General features: G+C 71.9%; 7 protein-coding genes. All 7 read right to left on the reverse strand.

The features are described 5' to 3' along the window. On the reverse strand, positions 1–2,678 hold a 2,678-nt coding region (locus EJK15_RS33815; RefSeq protein ID WP_138714552.1), incomplete at its 3' end, for a non-ribosomal peptide synthetase. Further along, positions 2,671–5,811, reverse strand: a complete 3,141-nt coding sequence (locus EJK15_RS33820; protein WP_138714553.1) for a non-ribosomal peptide synthetase — start codon at positions 5,809–5,811, stop codon at positions 2,671–2,673. The genes EJK15_RS33815 and EJK15_RS33820, both read right to left, overlap by 8 nt. After that, positions 5,808–8,948, reverse strand: a complete 3,141-nt coding sequence (locus tag EJK15_RS33825; RefSeq protein ID WP_276615450.1) for a non-ribosomal peptide synthetase — start codon at positions 8,946–8,948, stop codon at positions 5,808–5,810. The genes EJK15_RS33820 and EJK15_RS33825 overlap by 4 nt, the downstream gene beginning before the upstream one ends. Further along, positions 8,941–9,132, reverse strand: coding sequence for an MbtH family protein (locus EJK15_RS33830; protein ID WP_138714555.1), 192 nt, complete (start codon positions 9,130–9,132; stop codon positions 8,941–8,943). Before EJK15_RS33830 ends, EJK15_RS33825 begins: the two co-directional genes overlap by 8 nt. Then, positions 9,129–14,498: a type I polyketide synthase gene (locus EJK15_RS33835; RefSeq protein ID WP_138714556.1), complete on the reverse strand. Its 5,370-nt coding sequence runs from the start codon at positions 14,496–14,498 to the stop codon at positions 9,129–9,131. The genes EJK15_RS33830 and EJK15_RS33835 overlap by 4 nt, the downstream gene beginning before the upstream one ends. After that, positions 14,495–19,123: a non-ribosomal peptide synthetase gene (locus EJK15_RS33840; RefSeq protein WP_138714557.1), complete on the reverse strand. Its 4,629-nt coding sequence runs from the start codon at positions 19,121–19,123 to the stop codon at positions 14,495–14,497. The genes EJK15_RS33835 and EJK15_RS33840 overlap by 4 nt, the downstream gene beginning before the upstream one ends. Then, on the reverse strand, positions 19,120–20,562 hold the full coding sequence (locus tag EJK15_RS33845; protein WP_171074683.1) for a thioesterase domain-containing protein: 1,443 nt from the start codon (positions 20,560–20,562) through the stop codon (positions 19,120–19,122). Before EJK15_RS33845 ends, EJK15_RS33840 begins: the two co-directional genes overlap by 4 nt. Between the last annotated feature and the right edge of the window lie 424 nt (positions 20,563–20,986).

Raw genomic sequence — 20,986 nt, forward strand, 5'->3', positions numbered from 1 at the left:
CCGTTGGGGGTGATGGGCAGGCGGTCCAGCCGCACCCACGCCGTCGGGATCATGAAATCTGGCAGCAAATCGGATAAATCGGGGATGTAGCCGATGACGTATCCGACCAGGCGGCCGTCCACGAGCTTGGCCGCCGCTCCCGTGACGCCGGGCTGTTCGCGCAGGACGGCTTCTATCTCGCCGAGCTCCACGCGCATGCCGCGGATCTTGACCTGGTGGTCGGTGCGGCCGAGATATTCGAGCTCGCCCGAGGGCAGCCAGCGGGCCAGGTCACCGGTCCGGTAGAGCCGCCCGCCTCCGGGCGCGGGCAGGAATCGCTCAGCGGTCAGGCCGGGCCGGTTGAGGTAGCCGCGGGCGAGCTGGACGCCGCCGATGTAGAGCTCACCCGGTGTGCCGACGGGCACCGGGCCGAGGTGCTCGTCCAGGACGTGCAGGGTGGTGTTGTCCACCGGCCTGCCGATGGGCACGATCGGCTCACCCGGACGGCAGGGGTGCCAGGAGACGTCGACGGCCGCCTCGGTCGGACCGTACAGGTTGTGCAGGCCGGGCAGCTCGATGCCCGGCGGGAGGGCTTCGCCGGAGCAGATGATCCTCCTCGGCGGCCGGATGCCCTCCTCTTCCAGGAACGCCTGGAGCATCGAGGGCACGAAGTGCGCGGTGGTGACCCGCTCGGCCTTGATGAGGTCGCGCAGGTAGGCGGTGTCGCGGTGGCCGCCGGGCCGGGCGATGACCATGGTGGCGCCGGTGATGAGCGGCCAGAAGAGCTCCCAGACCGAGACATCAAAGGTGATGGGCGTCTTGTGCAGGACGCGGTCTTCCGGGGTGAGCTGGAAGGTGTCCTGCATCCAGCGCAGCCGGTTGACGATCGCCCGGTGGGAGACGCCCACACCCTTCGGCCGCCCTGTGGATCCCGAGGTGAAGATGACGTAGGCCAGGTTGTCCTCGTGCACCCGCACGACGGGTGCCGGGGCCGCATGCACGTCCGCTGCCGTGAGCACCAGGTCGGCGCCCGCGTCGGCGAGCATGCCGCGCGTCCGCTCCGCCGGGTGGCCCGGATCGAGCGGCAGGTAGGCGCCACCGGCCGCCAGCACCCCGAGGAGCACAACCGGGAGATCCAGCCCGCGCTCCATGCACACGCCGACCGGCTGGTCCACCCGAGGACCCAGCCCTGCCGCCACTTCGCGTGCCCGCTCGGCCAGCTCGCGGTAGGTCAGCCGGTCGCCCTCGAAGACCAGCGCTGTCTTGTCCGGTGTCCGCTCGGCCTGCTCGAAGACCAGCTCGTGCAGGGTCCCGCCCGGATGCTCCCGGGCAGTGGCGTTCCACCGCGAGATCTGCTCTCGCTCTTCGGCCGGCAGGATGTCCAGGCGCCCCACTGGCACGTCGGGCGCCGCCACCACCGCACGCAGGAGTGCGGCGAACCGCCGCGCCAGTCTCTCGATCGTCTCCGGCTGGAACAACTCGCCGTTGTAGACGAAGCGCCCCTCCAGCAGCTCACCCCGCTCGGCGGCGTAGAGCTCCAGGTCGAACCGGGTGGTCGTGCTGTCCGGCTCGAAGCCCTCGCCGCCGTCGCGATAGCTCTGCAGCGCGAACAGCACCTGTACCAGCGGCGGGCGGCTGACATCGCGTTCGGGGTCCAGCTCGGCGACCAGCTTCTCGAAGGGCAGCTCCTGGTGGTCGTAGGCCTCGAGCGCCCCATCCCGCGTACGGCGAAGCAACTCGGCGAATCCGGGATCGCCCGCCAGCCGCGCCCGCAACGGGAGCAGGTTGACGAACAGCCCCACCATCTCCTCGAACTCCGGCCTGGTCCGCCCGGCCACCGGCGATCCCACTGCGAAGCCGGTCATGCCGGACCAGCGGGCCAGCAGCACCTGGAAGGCGGCGAGCAGCCCCATGTAGAGCGTTGCCCCCTCGGCCCGGCACAACTCGCGGAACGCCGCCACGTCCAGCTCGAGGTCGTGCCAGCCGCCCCGGAAGCCCTGCCGAGGCGGGCGTGGCCGATCCAGGGGCAGCTCAAGCACCTGCAACCCGTCCAGCTCGCCGCGCCAGAACGCCAGGTCATCGGCCAAACGCGCGCCGCTCAGCCGCTCTCGCTGCCACAACGCGTAGTCGCCGAAACCCAGCCGCGGTCCGCTCTCCGGCGGCGCCAGGAGTTCCCGGAGGATGAGGTCGGCCGACCAGCCGTCGGCGACGATGTGATGGACGGCGACGAGCAGCGCGTGGTCGTCGGGCGCCAGCCGTACCAGGGTGGCGCGCAGCAGCGGTCCGGTCGCCAGCTCGAAGGGGAGCGCGGCGTCGGTGCTGAGCACCTGTCTGGCCGCCGCCTCCGTCGTCACGTCCACGACGCGCAGCGGGACACGTACCCGATCTGCCACCCGCACCTCCGGCCGCCCATCCGCGCCGGCGGGGAAGGTCATGCGCAGGCTCTCGTGCCGGGCGACCACGGCGTCGAGCGACTGCCGCAGCCGTTCGGTGTCGAGCGGGCCGCGGAGCCTGGCCGACACGGGCAGCACGTAGGCGCTCGTCCCGGGGGCGAACTGCTCCATGAACCACAGCCGCTCCTGTGCGAACGACAGCGGCGGATCGCTGCCCTCGGCACGTCGCGGGATCTCCTCCGCAGCGCCCAGGCCCGCCACCGCCTTGCGGAAGCGGGCCTCCACGCGCGCACTCCGCTCATCCACGCTCGTCGGCCTCCTCGGCCAGGTGCTCCAGCGCCGCGGCCAGCAGGCGTGGCGTCGAGTGGGTGAAGGCCAGTTTGAGCGGCACCTCCAGCTCGGTGGCCGCGGCGATGCGGGCCGTGGTCCTGGTGGCCAGCAGCGAGTGGCCGCCGAGCTGGAAGAAGTCGTCCAGCACGCCCACCCGCTCCAGCCCCAGCACCTCGGACCAGACCAGGCAGACGAGCTCCTCGGCCGCGCCGGCCGGCGGCTCGTACGTCGCGCTCGGCGGCTGGCCCGGTGCGGGCAGGGCATCCTGGTCGACCTTGCCGCCGGGGGTCAGCGGGATGCGATCGAGCGAGACGATCGCGCTGGGCACCATGTGCGGGGGGAGCTCGGCGGCGAGGTGATCGCGTAACGCGTCTCCGGCGTCGTGGACGGCGTAGGCGATCAGGCGGTCGTCGCGGACCACCACGGTGGCTTGCCGTACTGACGGGTGGGCGAGCAGCACGGATTCCACCTCGCCCGGCTCCACGCGGTAACCGCGCACCTTCACCTGCCGGTCCAGGCGGCCGAGGATCTCCAGCGTGCCGTCCAGGCGGAAGCGGGCCCGATCGCCGCTGCGGTAGCGGCGCGAGCCGTCAGGGCCGGGGACGAAGCGCTCGGCCGTGAGGGCGGGCGCGCCCCGGTAACCGCGAGCCAGGCCGCTGCCGCCGATGTGGAGCTCGCCCGCGACACCGGGCGGAACCGGGAGCCCGTCGGGGGCCAGCACCTGGAGCGTGGTGCCGGGCAGGGCGACGCCCACGGTCGGGCGGCGCAGCGCCTCGGCGGGGTCCATCTCGGCGGTGGCGGCGATGATCGTGGTCTCGGTGGGGCCATAGCTGTTGATCAGGCGGACGCCCGGGGGCCCGGTCTCGTACCAGGTGGCCAGGGCGGGGCCGGGCAGCGGGTCGGCGCCCAGGATGAGCAGCCGGAGACCGGGCGGCCAGGCGACGCCCATGGCCAGCAGTTCCTGCCAGTACGACGTGGGCAGGTCCAGCACGGTGAGCGCGGAACCCTCCGGAGTCTTCAGGAAGTCGGGCAGCGGGTCGTCCGGGCACAGGACGAGCTCGGCTCCGGCGGCCAGCGCCGGGTAGATCTCCTCGGCGTGCGTGTCGAAGCTCGGCGAGGCGAACTGCAGGACGCGGTCGCCCGGCCCGAGCTCGTAGTGCTTGCGCATCCAGCTCACCCGCGACGCGAGCGCTTCGCGTGGTACCTCCACGCCTTTGGGGCGCCCGGTCGAACCCGAGGTGTAGATCACGTAGGCCAGCGAGCCCGGCACTGTGACATAGGGCGATTTTTCGAAATACGGTGATTGTTCCGACTCGTGTAGATCGTCCTCGTCCAGCACCAGGGCCGCGCCCGCGTCCGCCGCCATCCATCGCAGCCGCTCCGGCGGGTAAGCCGGGTCGAGCGGCAGGTAGGCGCCGCCTGCCTTGCCGACGGCGAGCATCCCGGCGATCAGCGCCACCGAGCGCCTGGCGCGCAGGCCCACGACCGTGTCCGGGCCGACTCCGGCCTCGGACAGGCGCCCCGCCAGCGCGGCGGCCATGGCGTCCAGCTCGGCGTAGGTGACCCGGCGGGTGCCGTGGCTCACCGCCGGCGCGCCGGGCGCCAGCCGTACGCGCTCCTGGAAAAGGTCGAGCACGTCGCGCGCGGGCGGCTGCGGGGTGTCGAGGACCGGCAGCCTGTCCTCGGGCAGCATCATCGCCGCGCGCAGCGCGGACAGGGGCGCGCCCGGATCGCCCGCGACCGTCTCCAGCACCCGCTCCCACCGCCGCAGCAACCGCGTCGCGGTCTCCTCCTCGAACAGGTCGCTGGCGTAGGACAGCATCGCCCAGAGGGAGCCGTCGAACTGGGTGATGTCCAGCATCAGGTCGAACTTCGCCTGTGTCGCCCCCGGGTCGAACATCTCCACTTCGATGCCGGGCAGCGGAAGGGCGGAGGCCTCCTTGTCCTGGATCACGAACATCGCCTGGAACAGCGGCGTCGTGCTCAGGTCGCGGCGGATGCCGAGGTCGTTGAGCAGGCGTTCGAAGGGGATGTCCTGGTGCGCGAAGGCGTCCAGGACCGTTGCCCTGGTCCGCGCGAGCAGCGTGCGGAAGGACGGGTCGCCGGACAGATCACCGCGCAGCACGAGCGTCTCGGGGAAGAAGCCGACGACGTCCTGGAGTTCCGGGCGATCGCGCCCGGCGATGACCGAGCCGACCGTGAGGTCGTCCGTGCCGCAGTGCGCCGCCAGCAGGAGCTGGTAGGCGGCCAGCAGGACCATGAAGAGCGTGCCGCGCTCGTCCCTGGCCAGCTGCTCCAGGCGGGCCGTCAGCTCGGGGCCGATGCGGCGCGCGCAGTAGTCGCCACTGGTTCCGCGTACGGCCGGCCGGGGCCGATCTGTAGGCAGGTCGAGCGGCTCCACGCCGTCGAGCTGGGCCCGCCAGTAGTCCAGAGACTCCTGCGACGGCTCGCGGCCACGCTGCCAGGCCGCATAGTCGCGGTAGTCGACCGAGGGAGCGCTCAGCCCGGCCGCATTCCCGGTGTAGCAGGCGGCCAGCTCGGAAAAGATGATCTTAAGGGACCAGCCGTCGGCCACCAGGTGATGCAGGACCAGGCAGAGCACGTGATCGGTTGCCGACAGCGTGATCAGGTGCACCCGCACCAGCGGGCCCGTGGCAAGGTCGAACGGCGCATTGGTCAGCTCGGCCACGATCGCCGTGGCGCGTGCCTCGCGTTCGGACGCGGGCAGGTCCGCGAGGTCCACCAGCACCGGATCGAGCTTCAGCTCTGGCTCGACGACCTGGACCGGACTGCCCTCCACGGCGGGGAAGCGGGCCCGCAACATCGGGTGCCGCGCCGCCACCGTGGTCAGCGCCCTGGCGAGGTCCTGGGTGGACAACTCACCGCGCAGCCGCTGCACCATGTACATGTTGTAGGAGGCATCGGCAGGGTCGAGCCGCTGCAGGAACCAGAGCCGCTCCTGTCCGTAGGAGAGCGGCGCCGGCGCGTCCGGATCGCTGCGCGCGGGAATGCCGGTGGGCCGCGCCTTCGGCTGCCGCAGGAGCTTGCGCTCCAGCGCCGCACGCTGTTCCGGGCTGAGCCGGGCCAGCCGCCCTCTCACCTCACTCATCCGTCCGCATCCTCCGCCAGGAGATCGTCCAGCTCGACGTCGCCGAGCTGGAGTTCCAGTACGGCCAGCGCGTGCTCGGCCACCGTGGTGAGCTCGAAGCAGACCCGCAGGTCCATCTCGATCCCGTACGCCTCCCGGTACCTGGTGATCAGCAGGACGGCCAGCAGCGAGTGCCCGCCGAGCGCGAAGAAGTCGTCCTCGATGCCCACCCGGTCACGGCCGAGCAGCTCGCCCCAGAGCACGCACAGCTCCTTCTCCAGCGGCGTCTCCGGCGCGACATAGGTGGTGCCCAGATCGCTGCGGCCGGGCCCGGTGGGCGGCGGCAGCGCGGCGCGGTCGAGCTTCCCGCTCGGGCCCAAGGGGAACTCGGTGACCTGCACGAACGCCTGCGGCATCAGCGCCGGCGGCACCTTGCGCGCCAGCCCTGTCCGCATCTCGTGCGACAGCTGGTTCGCCTCGCCCGTCCAGTCCACATAGGCCACCAGCCCGCGGCCGCCCGGGGCGTCATCGCGCAGGGCCACAACGGCCCTGCGCACCCGGGTGTCCTCGGCCAGCGCCGCCTCGATCTCGCCCAGCTCGACTCGCCAGCCGTGCACCTTCACCTGGTCGTCGATGCGGCCGAGGAACTCCAGCTCCCCGTCGGCGCGCAGCCTGGCCAGGTCGCCGGTGGCGTACAGGCGCGCGCCCGGCGGGCCGTACGGGTCGGGGACGAAGCGCTCGGCCGTCAGCCCCGGCCGTCCCGCGTAGCCGCGGGCCACCTGGACGCCGCCGATGTGCAGGTGACCGGGGACGCCGACGGGCATCGGCTCCAGGTGCTCGTCGAGGACGTGCAGGCGGCAGCCGGGCATCGGGCGGCCGATGGGGATCACCGTCTCGCCCGGCCGGCAGGCGTGCCAGGAGACGTCGACGGCCGCCTCGGTGGGGCCATAGAGGTTGTGCAGCTCCACGCCGGGCAGGCGGTCGAAGAAGCGGGCCACCATCCTGGGGGGCAGCTCCTCGCCGCTGCACACCACGCGCCGCAGGGACGTGCACGACTCGATGTTCGCCTCCTCCAGGAAGAGGGCGAGCATCGACGGCACGAAGTGCATCGTGGTGACCGCGTGCCGCTTGATCAGGTCGCGCTGGTGGCTGGGGTCGCGGTGGCCGCCCGGCCGTACCGGGACGAGGCAGGCGCCCTGCAGCAGCGGCCAGAAGAACTCCCACACCGACACGTCGAAGCTGGTCGGGGTCTTCTGCATCACCACGTCGCCGGCCGTCAGGCCGAACGTCTCCTGCATCCAGGCGAGGCGGTTGACGATGCCGCGGTGGGTGTTGACCACGGCCTTCGGCCGGCCGGTCGAGCCCGAGGTGTAGATCAGATACGCGGCGTCGTCCGGTCCGGTCACCGGCTCGAGATCGCCGGAGTCGAGGTCGTAGTCGTCCTCCAGCAGCACCGCCTTGATCGACCGGCCGGGCAGCAGGTGGCGCTGGGTGAGCAGCACCCGTGCGCCGCAGTCGGAGAGCATGAACTCCAGCCGGTCCCGCGGGTATTCGGGATCCAGCGGCACGTACGCCCCGCCCGCCTTGAGGACGGCGAGAAGCGCGACGACCAGCTCGGGCGAGCGTTCCGCGCAGACCGCGACAGGCCGGCCACGTTCGACGCCGATGTGCCGCAACCACCGGGCGAGCCGGTTGGCGCGGCCGTTGAGCTCGGCGTAGGTGAGCGTGACATCGCCGAAGAGCACCGCGGGAGCGTCGGGAGTCGCGGCGGCCTGGGTCTCGATCAACGTGTGCAGAGTCCCGGGCGCAGCCTGGGGCGCACCGACCCCGAGGGCCAACACCCGCTCACGCTCTTCCCCCGCGAGCACCGGGAGCGCGGAAACCGTCCGGTCGGGGTCGGCGACGGCCGACTCGACCAGCGTCCGCAGGTTCGTCTCGAAGCGTTCGATCGTCTCCGGATCGAACAGGTCGGTGGCGTACTCCAGCCGGGTGTGCAGCTGCCCGTCGCGCATGTTGAGGTCGAGCTGGATGTCCACCTTCGCGGTGCCGTTGGCGATCTGCCCCTCGTTGGTGAGGACGGCCAGGTTGAACATCACCTGATAGAGGGGCGGCACGCTCAGATCCCGGGCCGGCTGCAGGTCCTCCACGAGCCGCTCGAACGGCAGCTCCTGATGGTCCAGCGCCTCGGCCACCGTCGCCCGCACGCGGGCGGCGGCCTCGCGGAAGGTGGGCGCGCCCGACAGATCCACGCGCAGCGGCACCGCGTTGACGAACATGCCGATGACCGGCTCGGTCTCGGGCAGCAGCCGTCCCGCGATCGGCGTGCCCACCACGATGTCGTCGATCCCGGACCAGCGCGACAGCACGGCCGCGTACGCGGTGAGCATCACCGTGAACAACGTCGTGTTGAGCTCCTTGGCCAGCCGCTCCACGCCCGCCGAGAGCTCGGGGGAGTAGGCGCCGAGCCGCATCTCGCCCCGATAGGTACGGCGAGCCGGCCGCTGCCGATCGCCCGGCAGAGCGAGGTCGACGGGCACCCCGGCCAGCCGTTCGCGCCAGTGCGCCAGCTCGGTCTCCAGGAACTCGCCGGACAACCTGCCGCGCTGCCACACGGCGAAGTCGGCGAACTGGATCGACAGCTCAGGCAGCTTCGGCGCCCGGTCCTCGCCGAGCGCGTCGTAACACTCCCCCACCTCCTCCATGAAGATCATGGAGGAGACGCCGTCGAAGATCGTGTGATCGAAGACGATGACCAGCCGCAGATCGTCCTCGGCCAGCTTGACCTGCCTGGCACGGAACAGCGGCGCCCGCTCCATGTCGAACGGCAGGACCGCGTCCGCCCTGGCCAGGCGGGCCAGCTCCGCCTCGGCACCGGCCAGCGGAAGGTGGGTCAGGTCCGTCTCCGTCAGCGCCGTGGGAGGCGCGTCGGGGCTGACGATCTGCACCACCTGCCCGTCCCGGAACTCGAACGTGGTGCGCAACGCCTCATGGCGCCGCACCACCAGATCGATCGCCCGCTCCAGCCGGCGCGGGTCCACCGGCTGCCTGGCCGCCATCGGCATGAGCATCCCGATGTTGTAGACGGCCAGGTCGGGCTCGAAGCGCGAAAGAAACCACATCCGCTCCTGGCCGGAGGATGCGGGGAAGGCATCACTCACTGGCCATCGCCTCTCGCAGGCTCTTCGGCCGCATGTCGGTCCACACCTGCTCGATGTGTTCCAGGCATTCGTCCTTGGTGCCGGAGAAGCCGGCGTCGTACCAGCCGGAGGGGTTGTCCCGGTCGGCGGGCCAGATGGAGTACTGCTCCTCGTCGTTGAGAACGACCTTGGTCTCTGCGCTCATGCGGAACTCCGGGGGAGGCGGGGGATGGTCTGGGTGGCGGGCCCAGGAGTGGGCTGAGCGGCGGCGTCGATCAGGGCTGCGACCCGGGCCACGGTCGGCTCCTCGAAGAGGCTGCGCATCGGCAGCCGCACCCCCAGCTCCTTGCGGATGAGGGCGATGAGCTGGACCGCGATGAGCGAGTTGCCGCCCAGCTCGAAGAAGTCGTCGTCGATGCCGATGTGGTCGCCGCCGAGCACCTCGCCCCACAGGCGGGCGATCGTGGCCTCGGCGTCGTTGCGCGGGGGGAGGTAACCCTCGGCAGGCGCCTTGTCCTGCCGGTCGGCGACCGCTGCCGGATCAAGTTCGGTTTCGACGGTCTCCTGGGTCAGCGAGCCGACGCCGGCGACGAGCTCGGCCACCGTACTGGCTGCCACCACGACCTGGGGGCCGAGCGGGGCGGCGAGCAGCCGGCGCAGGGAGACGGCCCCCTCGGCCGGCCTGATGCCGACCGCATCGTCGGCCGCGGCCGGGGCGGCGCGCTGAGAGCCGGCGCTGGCGACGACCCCGGTCACCACGGCATCGGTGTCGATCCTCCGGAGGATGTAGTCGGAGACCTGCACCAGCACCGTGCCGTCGGGCGCGATCAACGTGACGTCGACGACCAGCACCTCATCGGTGTCGGTGCTGGTGATGCGCAGGTGGCTCCAGAACGCGTCGGGCAAACTCCCGCGCACGGTGATGCGGCCGTAGCCGAGCGGCAGGTAGTGACCCTCGATCTGGATCCAGCTGAAGGTGGTGGCGGCGTCGAGCAGGGCCGGGTGCAGCCCCCAGCGGTCGAGATCGACCAGCAGCACGTCGTTGGCTTCGAACAGGCCGAGCGCCTCCTGCCGGCCGGTATGCGTGGCGGCCAGAGTCCTGCTCCAATGCCCGCCCAGCGTGAGCAGACCCGACAGCGGGACGCCGCCCTGCCCATCCGCCGAAGGCACGCAGCGATCCATGATCGCGCGTAGGTCCACGCGGTCAGCCGGTGGCGGGTTCACCTTGGCCGCCATGCCTCTGGCATGGATACGGTGTGACCCGCCGATGATGCTCTGCACCTGGAACTCCGCGCCGTCCGCCTCCGGTGTGAAGATCACCCGTACCTCGGCGGTCGCCCCGTCGGCCACCGACAGCGGTTCGACGAACACCACGTCTCGCAGCTCGACGAGCCCGCTGCCGGGCAGCACCGCCTCGGCGGCCGTCCTGGCCAGCTCGAGGTGACCGGTGCCCGGCAGCACCGGTACGTCGGCGATGCGGTGTTCGTCCAGCACCCAGTGCGTGCTCGGCGAGAGCGTGCCGCTGCACCAGTCGAGTCCTTCGCCGGCGTGCCGGGCGGTGAGGACCGGGTGGTCGATCGCCTTGATCCGGTCGCCGCGCTGCAACGCGACGAATCCGGCGGGCGCCGCGGTCTCCGCCGCCATGCCGACTTCCAGCCACCTGCCCCAGTTGACGCTGACGATCTGGGCCGCGTTCCAGCCTCGTCCGGCGCGGGCGTGCGCGTCGAGGAAGTTGTTGGCCGCGCAGTAGTCGATCTGCCCGAACCCGCCGGCCACCGCGGTGATCGACGAGCAGAGCACCACGGCCTCCAGCTCCAGGTCGCCGAAGGCCTCCCGGAGCGCCAGCGTGCCGAGCACCTTGGGGCGGAGCACGGCCTCCGCCGCCTCCCTCTCCTTGATCTGGGCCATGCCCCCGCCGGGCAGGCCGGCCGCGTGCACGAGCACGTCCACCCGGCCGAAGGCGGCGAGCGTCTCGTCCCTGACCCGGCGCATGTCCGCCGGATCCGTCACGTCGGCGGCGAGGGTCAGCACCCGCGCCCCGGCGGCCTCCATCCGGCGGATCGCCTCGACGGCGCGCGCCGCGCGGGCCGACCGAGGCGGGCCGTCGGGCAGCCCGCTCCTGGACAGCAGGACGAGGTTGACACGGGCGCGCGCCGCCAGATCCTCGGCCAGCGAGATGCCGATGCCGCCCAGACCGCCGGTGATCACATACACCTGGCCGTCGCGCGGCTCACCCGGCTCGCTCGCCACCTCCACCTGCTCGTATCCGAGCAGCCACCGCTTCCCGCCGCGCAGGGCGACCGGGGCCAGCAGCCCGGCCTCGCCGGGCTCCGCCTCGCGGCCCAGCTCGGCGGCGACGCCACGCACCGCATCCCGATCCGGCGCGTCGATGTGGCGGACACGCAGCCACGGCGTCTCCAGGGGGACGACCCGGGCGAAGGCGGCCAGCGTCGCGTGCTCCGGCCTGGTCAGATCGTCGCCGACGACGTCCATCGTGCCCGCGGTCACCAGATCGAGCTGCACACCACCCGGAGGCTGGGCCGCCGACAGCGCTTGCACGAGACCCAAGACACCGAAGAAGCCGCGGTCCTGTGCCGGCCACGTCTGCTCGCCGCCGGTGAGGGCCCAGGCGTGCACGATCCGCTCGGGAATCTCGCCGACCGCTTCGAGCAGCGCGTCGTAGTCCGCCCGTACGGCCGGCCGTACCGTGAAATATCCGTCGAAAGCGCCGAACGCGGTGCCCGGCCGTACCTCCAGAACCTCGGCCCCGGAAGCGCGCAGTGCGTCAGCCAGCGCGGCCGAGTCCTCGTCCACGAAGGCCAGGCAGCGCGTGATCGGCGACCGCGTCGCCGGACGGGCGGGTGCCTGGTGCCAGACGGGCACGCCGTACCACTGCTCGGGCGGCAGGGGCCCGTCGGCCTGCTGCGGGCGGGCGGCGCCGCCGGCGAAGGCGCCCTGCGGGTCGGGGTCGATCCAGGCGCGCTGCCGCTCCCACGGGTAACCCGGCAGCGAGATGCGGAAGCCGGGGGCGCCGAAGTCGTTCAGCTCGATGCCGTGGGCCCAGAGCGTGCCCACGGCCTGCGAGAAGACCGCGACGTCACCGGCCCGATCGCGCGGGCTGGGCAGCGACGGCACCGGGGCGATCGCACCGGCGGGCAGTTGGGTGTCTGCCAGGCCGGACAGTTGCCGTCCCGGCCCGCACTCGATCATGATCCATTCGCCATCGGCCAGGAGCGTCGAGACGCAGTCGCCGAAGCGGACCGGTTCGCGCACGTGCCTGGCCCAGTAGGACGGGTCGGTGGCCTCCGCGGCGGTGATCCAGGTGCCGGTCACGTTGGACAGGAACGGCAGGCTCGGCGCAGCCGGCTCGGTGGCCGCGACCAGCTCGCGGAACTCGCCGAGCATCGGCTCCATCATCGCCGAGTGGAAGGCGTGCGAGGTGCGCAGCGGGGTGCAGCCGATGCCCTCCTCCTCCAGCATCTCGGCCAGTTCCCTGATCGACTCGGACGGGCCGGACACCACGCACGTGCCGGGGCCGTTGATGGTGGCCACGGAGACGTCGTCGGGCAGCATCGGCGCGATCTCGTCGGGCATGAGCTGCACGGCCAGCATGGAGCCCGGCGGCATGCCCTGGATCAGCCGCCCGCGCGCCGCGACCAGCCGCAATGCGTCGGGCAGCGTGAAGACGCCGGCGATGGTGGCCGCTGCGTACTCGCCGATGCTGTGGCCGATCATCGCGGCCGGTTCGACGCCCAGCGAGAGCCAGAGCCTGGCCAGCGCGTACTCGACCGTGAACAGGGCGGGCTGGGTGAGCGAGGTCTGCCTCAGCGCCTCGTCCGCCTCCTCGCCGGTGGCGAAGATCTGCTCACGCACGTCCAGGATGGCCGCGCACTCGTCGATCGCCTCGCGGAAGACCGGCTCGTTCCGGTACAGCTCCGCGGCCATGCCGCCGTACTGAGAGCCCTGACCGGAGAAGAGGAAGGCCACCTGCGGAGGTCGCTTCGGCTTGGCACCGGCGACGATCCGCTTCGGGTCGGCCAGCGCGGCCACCGCGTCGGCCGGTGACGTGGTGACGACGGCGGCCCGGTGCTTGAGCTCGCGGCGGCCCACACGCAGCGTGAAGGCCACGTCGGCCAGGTCCGTCTCGGGGTGCGCGGCCAGGTGCGCCGCCAGCCGTTCCCGCGCGGCGGCCAGCGCCGACTCCGTCCTGGCCGACAGCCTCAGCAGGTGCGCGGGCCGCTCGCGGGGGAGCGGCGGGCGCGGCGGCGCCTCTTCCAGTACGGCATGCGCGTTCGTGCCGCCGATACCGAACGAGCTGACCCCGGCGCGGCGCGGGAAGCCGTTGCGCTCCCACTTCGTCGGCGAGGAGACGACGTAGAACGGGCTCGCCGGGAAGTCGATCTTCGGGTTGGGGCTCGTGTAGTGCAGCGTCGGCGGGATCAGCTTGTTCTCCAGCGCCAGCACTGTCTTGATCACGCTGGGAATGCCGGCCGACTGGCCGAGGTGGCCGATGTTGCTCTTGACCGAGCCGATGCCGCACCACTGGGTGTCGGTCGTATCCTGCGCGAACACGCTGGACAGCGCGGCCACCTCGATCGGGTCGCCGAGCCCCGTGCCGGTGCCGTGCGCCTCGACGTAGGTGACCGTACGAGGTTCCACGCCGCCCACACCCAGCGCCTGCGCGATCACCGCGGACTGCCCGTCCAGGCTCGGCGCGGAGAAGCCCACCTTGCCCGCGCCGTCGTTGTTGATCGCGTTGCCCAGGACCACCGCGCGGATGTTGTCGCGGTCGTCGATCGCCTCAGACAGCCGCTTCAGCACGAGGACGCCGCCGCCGCTGCCCCAGATGGTGCCGCCGGCGTCGGCGTCGAAGGAGCGGGTGTGCCCGTCGGGCGAGACGATGCCGTCCTGGTCGTAGACGTACCCCTCGCCCTGCGGCAGGTCCAGCATGGCCGCGCCGGCCAGCGCCATGTCGCATTCGCCGTTGCGCAGCGCCTCGCACGCGATGTGTACCGCCACCAGCGCGCTCGAGCACGCGGTGTGCACGGTGTAGCTGGGGCCGCGCAGGTCGAGCTTGTAGGAGGTGAGGGTCGCGCAGTAGTCGACGTGGTTGCCCACCATGATCGCCAGCCAGCCGGCGTTCTTGTGGGCCTGGGCGTTGCTGCGAATGTTCCGCCACTGGTAGGCGTCCGTCCCGGTCCCGGCGTAGACCCCGATGTCGCCCGGATAGCGGAACGGGTCGTAGCCCGCATCCTCCAACGCCGTGTGCGACAGCTCGAGGAACATCCGATGCTGCGGATCGCGGACCTCTGCTTCCCTGATCGACATGCCGAAGAACGCCGCGTCGAAGTCCTGATGGTTTTCCAACACCATCGCCGCCGGCACGAAATTCGGGTCGGCCAGCACACCTTCCGCCACGCCCAGCGCCCGTTGCTCCTCCAAGGTGTAGGTGCTCAGCGACTCGACGCCGTCGGCGAGGTTGCGCCAGAACTGCTGCGCGTCACCCGCTCCCGGGACCCGGCACGACAAGCCGATGATCGCGATCGGCTCAGCCGTGGGCTCGTCCGTCATGGGGTAGTCCCCTTCTCGTTACGGTTCTTCAACCTGTCTCGTCGTACGGCCAGGCGGCGCGCCGCCCGGTCCAGCCCCGGACTGCCGCCCGCGCCATCGAGATGAGCGGCGAGTGTCCGGATCGTGGGATGCCTGAACAGCTCCACGATCGGGATCTCGCGGTCGGTCGCCGCCTTCAGCCGCGCCTGCACGGCGGCCATGGCCAGCGAGTGGCCGCCGATCTCGAAGAAGTTGTCGTCGGGGCCGAGCCGCGGTATGCCCAGCACGGCGTGCCACACCTGGGCGACCGTCTTCTGCGTGGGGCCGTCGACCTCCGGCGTGGGACCGTCGAGGCGGCCGTTGGCCTTCGGCTGCTCGACCGGCCGTCCGCGCAGCGCGGCGCGGTCCACCTTGCCGTTGGGCGTCAGCGGCAGCGCGGGCAGCGCCACCACCTCGGTGGGTACGGCGTGCTCGGGCAGCAGGCGGCGCAGTTCCTCCAGGATTCGATGCGCCGCCAGCCCCGGCCGGGCGGGCACCACGTAGCCGATGAGCGTGCCGCCCTCGACCCTGGCCGCGGCGGCACGCACGTCCCGGCAGGCGGCGAGCGCCGCTTCCACCTCGCCCAGCTCGACCCGGAACCCGCGCACCTTCACCTGGTCGTCGGCGCGCCCCGCCGGGGTGATCGTGCCGTCGGGGTTGCGCCGGCCGAGGTCCCCTGTGCGGAAGCGGTCGCCGACGAAGCGCCGGCTGGTCAGCGCCGGATCCAGGTAGCCGGTGGCCAGGTGGCGGCTGCGGACGACCACCTCGCCGAGCTCGCCCACACCGGCCCGCCTGCCGTCCGGCGCCACCACGATGATCTCGCTGCCCTCGACGGGCCGCCCGATCGGCACGATCTCCGGGTACGGCTCCGCGAGCTCGTGCCACGCGTGCACCTGTGGCGTCTCGGTCGTGCCGTAGAAGGCGACGAGCCGGGCATGGGGCACGAGCGTGCGCAGCCTGCCCGCCTCGGCACCGGTGAACCGGTCGCCACCCACGCCGGCCAGCCGCACGTCGGGCAGCGTGGCGCCGGTGCCCGCCAGCATCGCCGCGAGCTGTGGCGTCAGGTGGAGGACGGTGATCGCGTGCTCGCGCAGCCAGGTGACGAGCTTGGCGGGATCGCGGGTCAGCTCCTGCTCGGGCACGAACAGCTCGGCGCCCGCCGCGGCCGGGACGAACATGTCGCGCAGCGCCGGATCGTGGGCCAGCCCGGACAGGAGCGCGAACCGATCGTGCGGCTCGATGGTAAAGGTGCGGACATACCAGGAGATGAAATGGGCCAGCGGCCTCTCGGCGGTGACGACCGGCTTGGGATCGCCTGTGGTGCCTGAGGTCATCGAGAGATAACCGGGCCCCGGCAGATCAGCGCTGCCCTCGCGCAGCTCGATCTCGTGGTCCCTGAGGACCGCCCGGGCTCCCGCGGCGGTGATCTGTCTCTCCTGTACGGCAGGAGGATAAGCCGAGTCGATCACCACCCACCGTGCCCCCGCCGCCAGCACGCCGAGCAGGATCCCCGGCAGCTCGGGCACCCGAGAGGCGACGACGGCCACCACGGCCCCTGGCTCGACACCCGCCTTTCGAAGCGCCGCCTCGGTCCGCCGCCGCGCCCGCGCATGCGCGTCGCCGACCAGCTCCAGCAGCCCGGGCCCGGCCCAGCCCGGGAGCTCCACGTCGGGGGAGTCGTGTCCCACCCGCCCCGTCAGCAGCTCGTCGAGCAGCTCGACGTAGCCGTCGACCAGCGCCGCCATGCGCTCGGCCGTATAGAGGTCGGGGTTGTAGACCAGCTCCAGGGCGTAACCGTCGTGCTGGTCGCTCACGTACATGGTCAGGTCGAACAGAGCCCCCGGCAGCCCGGGCCGCAACGGCTCGCTCGCGCAACCAGCCAGCTCCAGCCGGGCCTGGGCGAAGTTGTACATGTTGAACATGACCTGCGTGATCGGGTTGCGGCTCAGGTCGCGCGGCAGCCGCAGCGATTCCAGCAGCTGCCCGAGCGGCACGTCCCGGTGCCTGATCGCCGCACCCAGCTCGGCCGCGCACGCCGTCACCTGCTCCGCGAAGTCCCCTTGAGGGCGCAGCCGCAGCGGCAGGACCTGCACGCACATCCCCACCAACGACTCGAACGCCACGTGCGGCCGGTCCGCGTACGCCGCTCCCACCACCAGGTCGTCCCGCCCCGACAGCCTGGACAGCTGCCGGCCGAAGGCCGCCAGCAGCACCGCGTACGGCGTGGCCCCCAATCTCGCAGCAAGCTCGGCCACCCGCTTGGCGAGCGTCGCATCCAGCGCGCCCCGGCAGGAGGCGCCGTGCAAGGTCTGCGCCGGCGGCCTGGCCCCATCCCTCGGCAGATCCAGCACCAGCGGGGCATCGCGCAGGTGCTCTCGCCACCAGCTCAGCGCCTGGCCGGCGCCGTGCCCGCGCAGCCAGCGCACGTAGTCGGCGAACCCGTGCCCTGGCACCTCGACCTGCTCGCCGCGATAGGCGACGGCCAGGTCCCGGTAGAGCACATCCTGCGACCAGCCGTCGAACACCAGATGGTGCGCGGTCAGGCAGAGCACGTGCTCGTCCGGGCCGAGCCGGATGAGCCGCGCCCGGAACAGCGGCCCGGCGGCCAGGTCGAAACGCTCCCGCGCCTCCGCCTGCAACGCCTCGGCCAGTTCCTCGGGGGAGCGGTCGTCGATCGGCAGCGGCACCTCGCCCGGCGGCGCGACCGTCACCTCGGGGATCCCTTCGCGCGCGCCCACCCGCCAGCGCAACGCCTCGTGGACCGCCACCACGGCCGTGAGCGCGCGCTGGAGCGCGGCGGTGTCGAGCGGGCCGCGGATCCGCTCGGCCATCGCGATGTTGTGCGCGGTGGACGCCGGCGTCAGCTGCTCGACGAACCACATCCGGCGCTGGGCGGGGGAGAGCCCGGCAGGGCTCCCGGTAGGCGGCGCTGCAGCGGTCTCCCGCGGCGCGCGGTCCACCAGCGCACGCAGCTCGCCGAAGGTCCTGGCCGCGTACACGTCCTCGACCGACACCGCCCGGCCCAGCTCCGCGCGTACCGAGGCCACCAGCCGCATCGCCCGCAGCGAGTGCCCGCCGCGCTGGAAGAAGTCGTCTCCGTCGTCCGGGGCGGGCGCCTCCAGCACCCGCGCCCAGATCCCGGCCAGTCCCGTGCCGCTTCCCCGCTCCGGCTGGGACTGCGCCCGGAGCGTGGCAAGGTCGACCTTGCCCGAGGCGTTCAGCGGGAGGATGGCCAGCCGTACCAGCCTGCTCGGCAGCATGTACGGCGGCAGCCGCAGCGCCAGATCCTCGCGCAGCTCGGCCAGGCCGGGCGCGGCCTCGGGCGTCACGTAGGCCACCAGCTCGCCCGCGAAGTCCACCACCGCCTGCAGCACCCCGGGATGCGCGCGCAGCGCCGACTCCACCTCGCCGATCTCCACCCGCTGCCCCTGGACCTTCACCTGGCGGTCGAGGCGGCCCATGAACGAGATCTGGCCGTCCTCCTCCCACGCCACGTGATCGCCGGTCCGGTACAACCGCGCGCCCGGCTCCGCCGAGAACGGGTCGGGCACGAAACGCTCGGCCGTCAGCCCGGGCCGGCCCAGGTACCCGCGGCTGACCTGCGGCCCACCGATGAACAGCTCACCGGGCACACCGGGCGGGCACTCGTTCATTTCCTCGTCGAGGATGTGCGCCCGACAGCCGCGCAGCGGCCGCCCGATCGGCAGCGGCCGCTCCCACACGCCGTCGAACTCGCCGCCCACCACGCAGACGGTCGACTCGGTCGGGCCGTACCAGTTGTGGAAGCGCGCGTGCGCCGACCACCGCGCCACCTGCTCGGGCCCGGGCGGCTCGCCCGCCGTCACCACGTCCTTCAGGCACGGCAGGCGCGCCGGATCCACCAGCGGCAGCAACGCAGGCGGGATGAATCCCCAGGTGACGTCGTGCTCCTCCAGGAAGCGCTGTAACCGGGCCGGATCCACACGGTCCTCGTCCGGTACCAGCTGCACGCAGCCGCCGGCGGTCAGCGGGGCCAGCATGTCCAGCACCGAAACGTCGAAGCCCAGCGCGGAGAAGGCGACCGAGCGGCAGCTCGCGTCCAGGCCGAAGTGCGCGGCCGTTGAGGTGGCGAAGGCGACCGCGCTGCGATGGCTGACCACCACGCCCTTGGGACGGCCGGTGGAGCCAGAGGTGTAGATGACGTAGGCGGCATTGCCCGGTACGGCGTCGCTCTCCTGCGGTGCCGCGGTGCCGGCCGAAGCCGAGACGAGGGTACGGCCGCAGCCGTCCAGGAGCTCGCGGCCGCGCCCGTCCACGACGACCACCGCGATCCCGGCGTCCCCCAGCACCTCTTCCAGGCGCTTGCGCGGATGACCGGGATCCAGCGGCACGTAGGCGCCGCCGGCGAGCATGATGCCCAGCACCGCCACCGGCATCAGCGGGGTACGGCGGGCGCACAGGCCCACCCGCGTCTCCGGTCCGACGCCGAGCTCGCGCAGCCGGCCGGCCAGCGCCCGGGCTTGCTCGACCAGCTGGGCGTAGGTCAGCACGTTCTCCCATTGCCGGACCGCCGGGGCATCCGGGGTCTTCGCGGCCTGGGCCGTGATCAGACTGCTGAGGAGCGTCATCCTGCGGCCTCCACGCCCTGCCGTACCAGCCGGCCTTGCCGTACCGTCTCGAAACGCAGCAGGAAGCGCGGCGCGCGGACGGCGATCGCGGCGATCGCCCGGCCCAGCGGCAGGTGCGTCACCCGCCACTCCGCCAGCCGCGCCACCTCGGGCGCCGCCTCGGGCACCCAGGTCGCGCCCGGCCGCTGCCCGGCGAACCCGAACAGCGCCGGATCCACCCGCAGCCCGTCACCGGTCGCCTTCAGCACCGCTTCCTTCGCCGTCCACGTGCGCAGCGCGCTGTTCAACCGCAGCTCCTCGGGCAGCGCGGCGAACTCATCGCGCTCCCGCTCGTCCAGCGCCCCCTCGAAGAAGGCCTGCTCGTTGGCCAGCGGGTGGAAGCGCTCGAGGTCGGCGCCCACCTCCCGGCCCGTCGCCAGCGCGACCAGCACGAGCCCGCCCGATTGGCTGAGGCTGTAGGTGAGCTCGGTCCCGGTGTACGGCTTGCCGCCGGGCCGGGTACGCAGCTCGCCGACGCCCGGCTCGACCCCATACTCCCTGAGCAGCCGCCGCAGCAGCACCGACCTGCCGACGAACCAGCGCCGGTGGTCCTCCTGCCGGAACCTGGCCGCTCGTGCCGCCTCTCTGGGCGACAGCTCGTCGACGGCCGCGCACATCTCGGGCAGTTCCTCGAGGTCGGCCAGCCACACGTGCACCTCGTCCGAGGCCAGGCGCTGCTGGGGGCCCGCTGCGATCGTCCGCGCCACCTGATCGCCGTGCGTGGCGAGGAAGAGGTGCGCGGCGTCGAGCGTGTGCAGGCGGAAGGTCGAGGAGGTGTGGCGAGCCCAGCCGAGCATGATGGGGTGGGTGACCTCTCGGTCATGAGCGCCGGCGAAGGCGACGATGGGGACGTCGAGCGGCTCCTGCCTGGTGAAGCGGTAACGGCGCAGCCACTCCATGTCCGTCCGCAGGGCGGGGATGAGCAGAGCCTTGACCTCGGGCTGCGTCCGTAACTCCGCGGGCGCGCCCAGCCGGTGGATCAGCTCTTCGATCAGGTCCTCGTCACCCAGGCCCGTCCACCGCCCCAGCGTCTCCTGGCGCTCCGGCGGGTGCGCGGCGCCGACGTAGAGGCATTCGGGCGCTCGCACGCCCAGCCGCCGCAGCTCGCGCACCACCTCGAAGGCGACCCGGCCGCCCATGCTGTGCCCATAGATCGAGTACGGCGTGCGGTGGTGCGCGGCGATGGACCGTGCGATCAGCTCCGGGGAGAGGGCCCCTGGTTCAGCCACCCGGCCTTCACGACCGGGGAGCATCACCACCCGTACGTCGAAGACACCGTCGAACGCCTGCCTCCACGCCCAGAAGGCGGAGACGTCTCCACCGGCGTAGGGAAGGCAGAAGAGGAGCGGAGCGCCGGGCGGGCATCGCCTCAGCGAGGCGAAGGGTGTCTCGGGTAGCACGTGTTCCTCTCGCATTGCTACGCGAAGTCACCCCCCCAGACGGGTCCACCGCTCCGTGCGAGATCGTCGCGCGGGCAGCAGAAAGTATGGACCGCTCGTCAGGGGTTCGTCCTGGCGAAGATCGGTTAAAGCCTACAGCCACGCCATTCCTATTATTTTGTCCGAAAGTCAGTCAAGCGGTGAAGTTTCAACCAATGACGGAATGGAGGTTTCGGGCATCGGGAAATATCGCTGCCTGTGGGCGCGTCGGCGGGTGGTGAACCTCTCCAGCTGGGCGGATGATCTCTACCTCACCCCTGCGTCGGGGGCGTCCGTCACGCTGCGTGGAATCTTGTCGATCTACGGAATGCCCGTAATCAGGGTTTCGGTCTTCGTATCGATGAGACATTTGACCATATTGACAAATAGAGTCGAGTTTATTCTG

Source organism: Nonomuraea basaltis (assembly GCF_005893125.1).
Lineage (GTDB): Bacteria > Actinomycetota > Actinomycetes > Streptosporangiales > Streptosporangiaceae > Nonomuraea > Nonomuraea basaltis.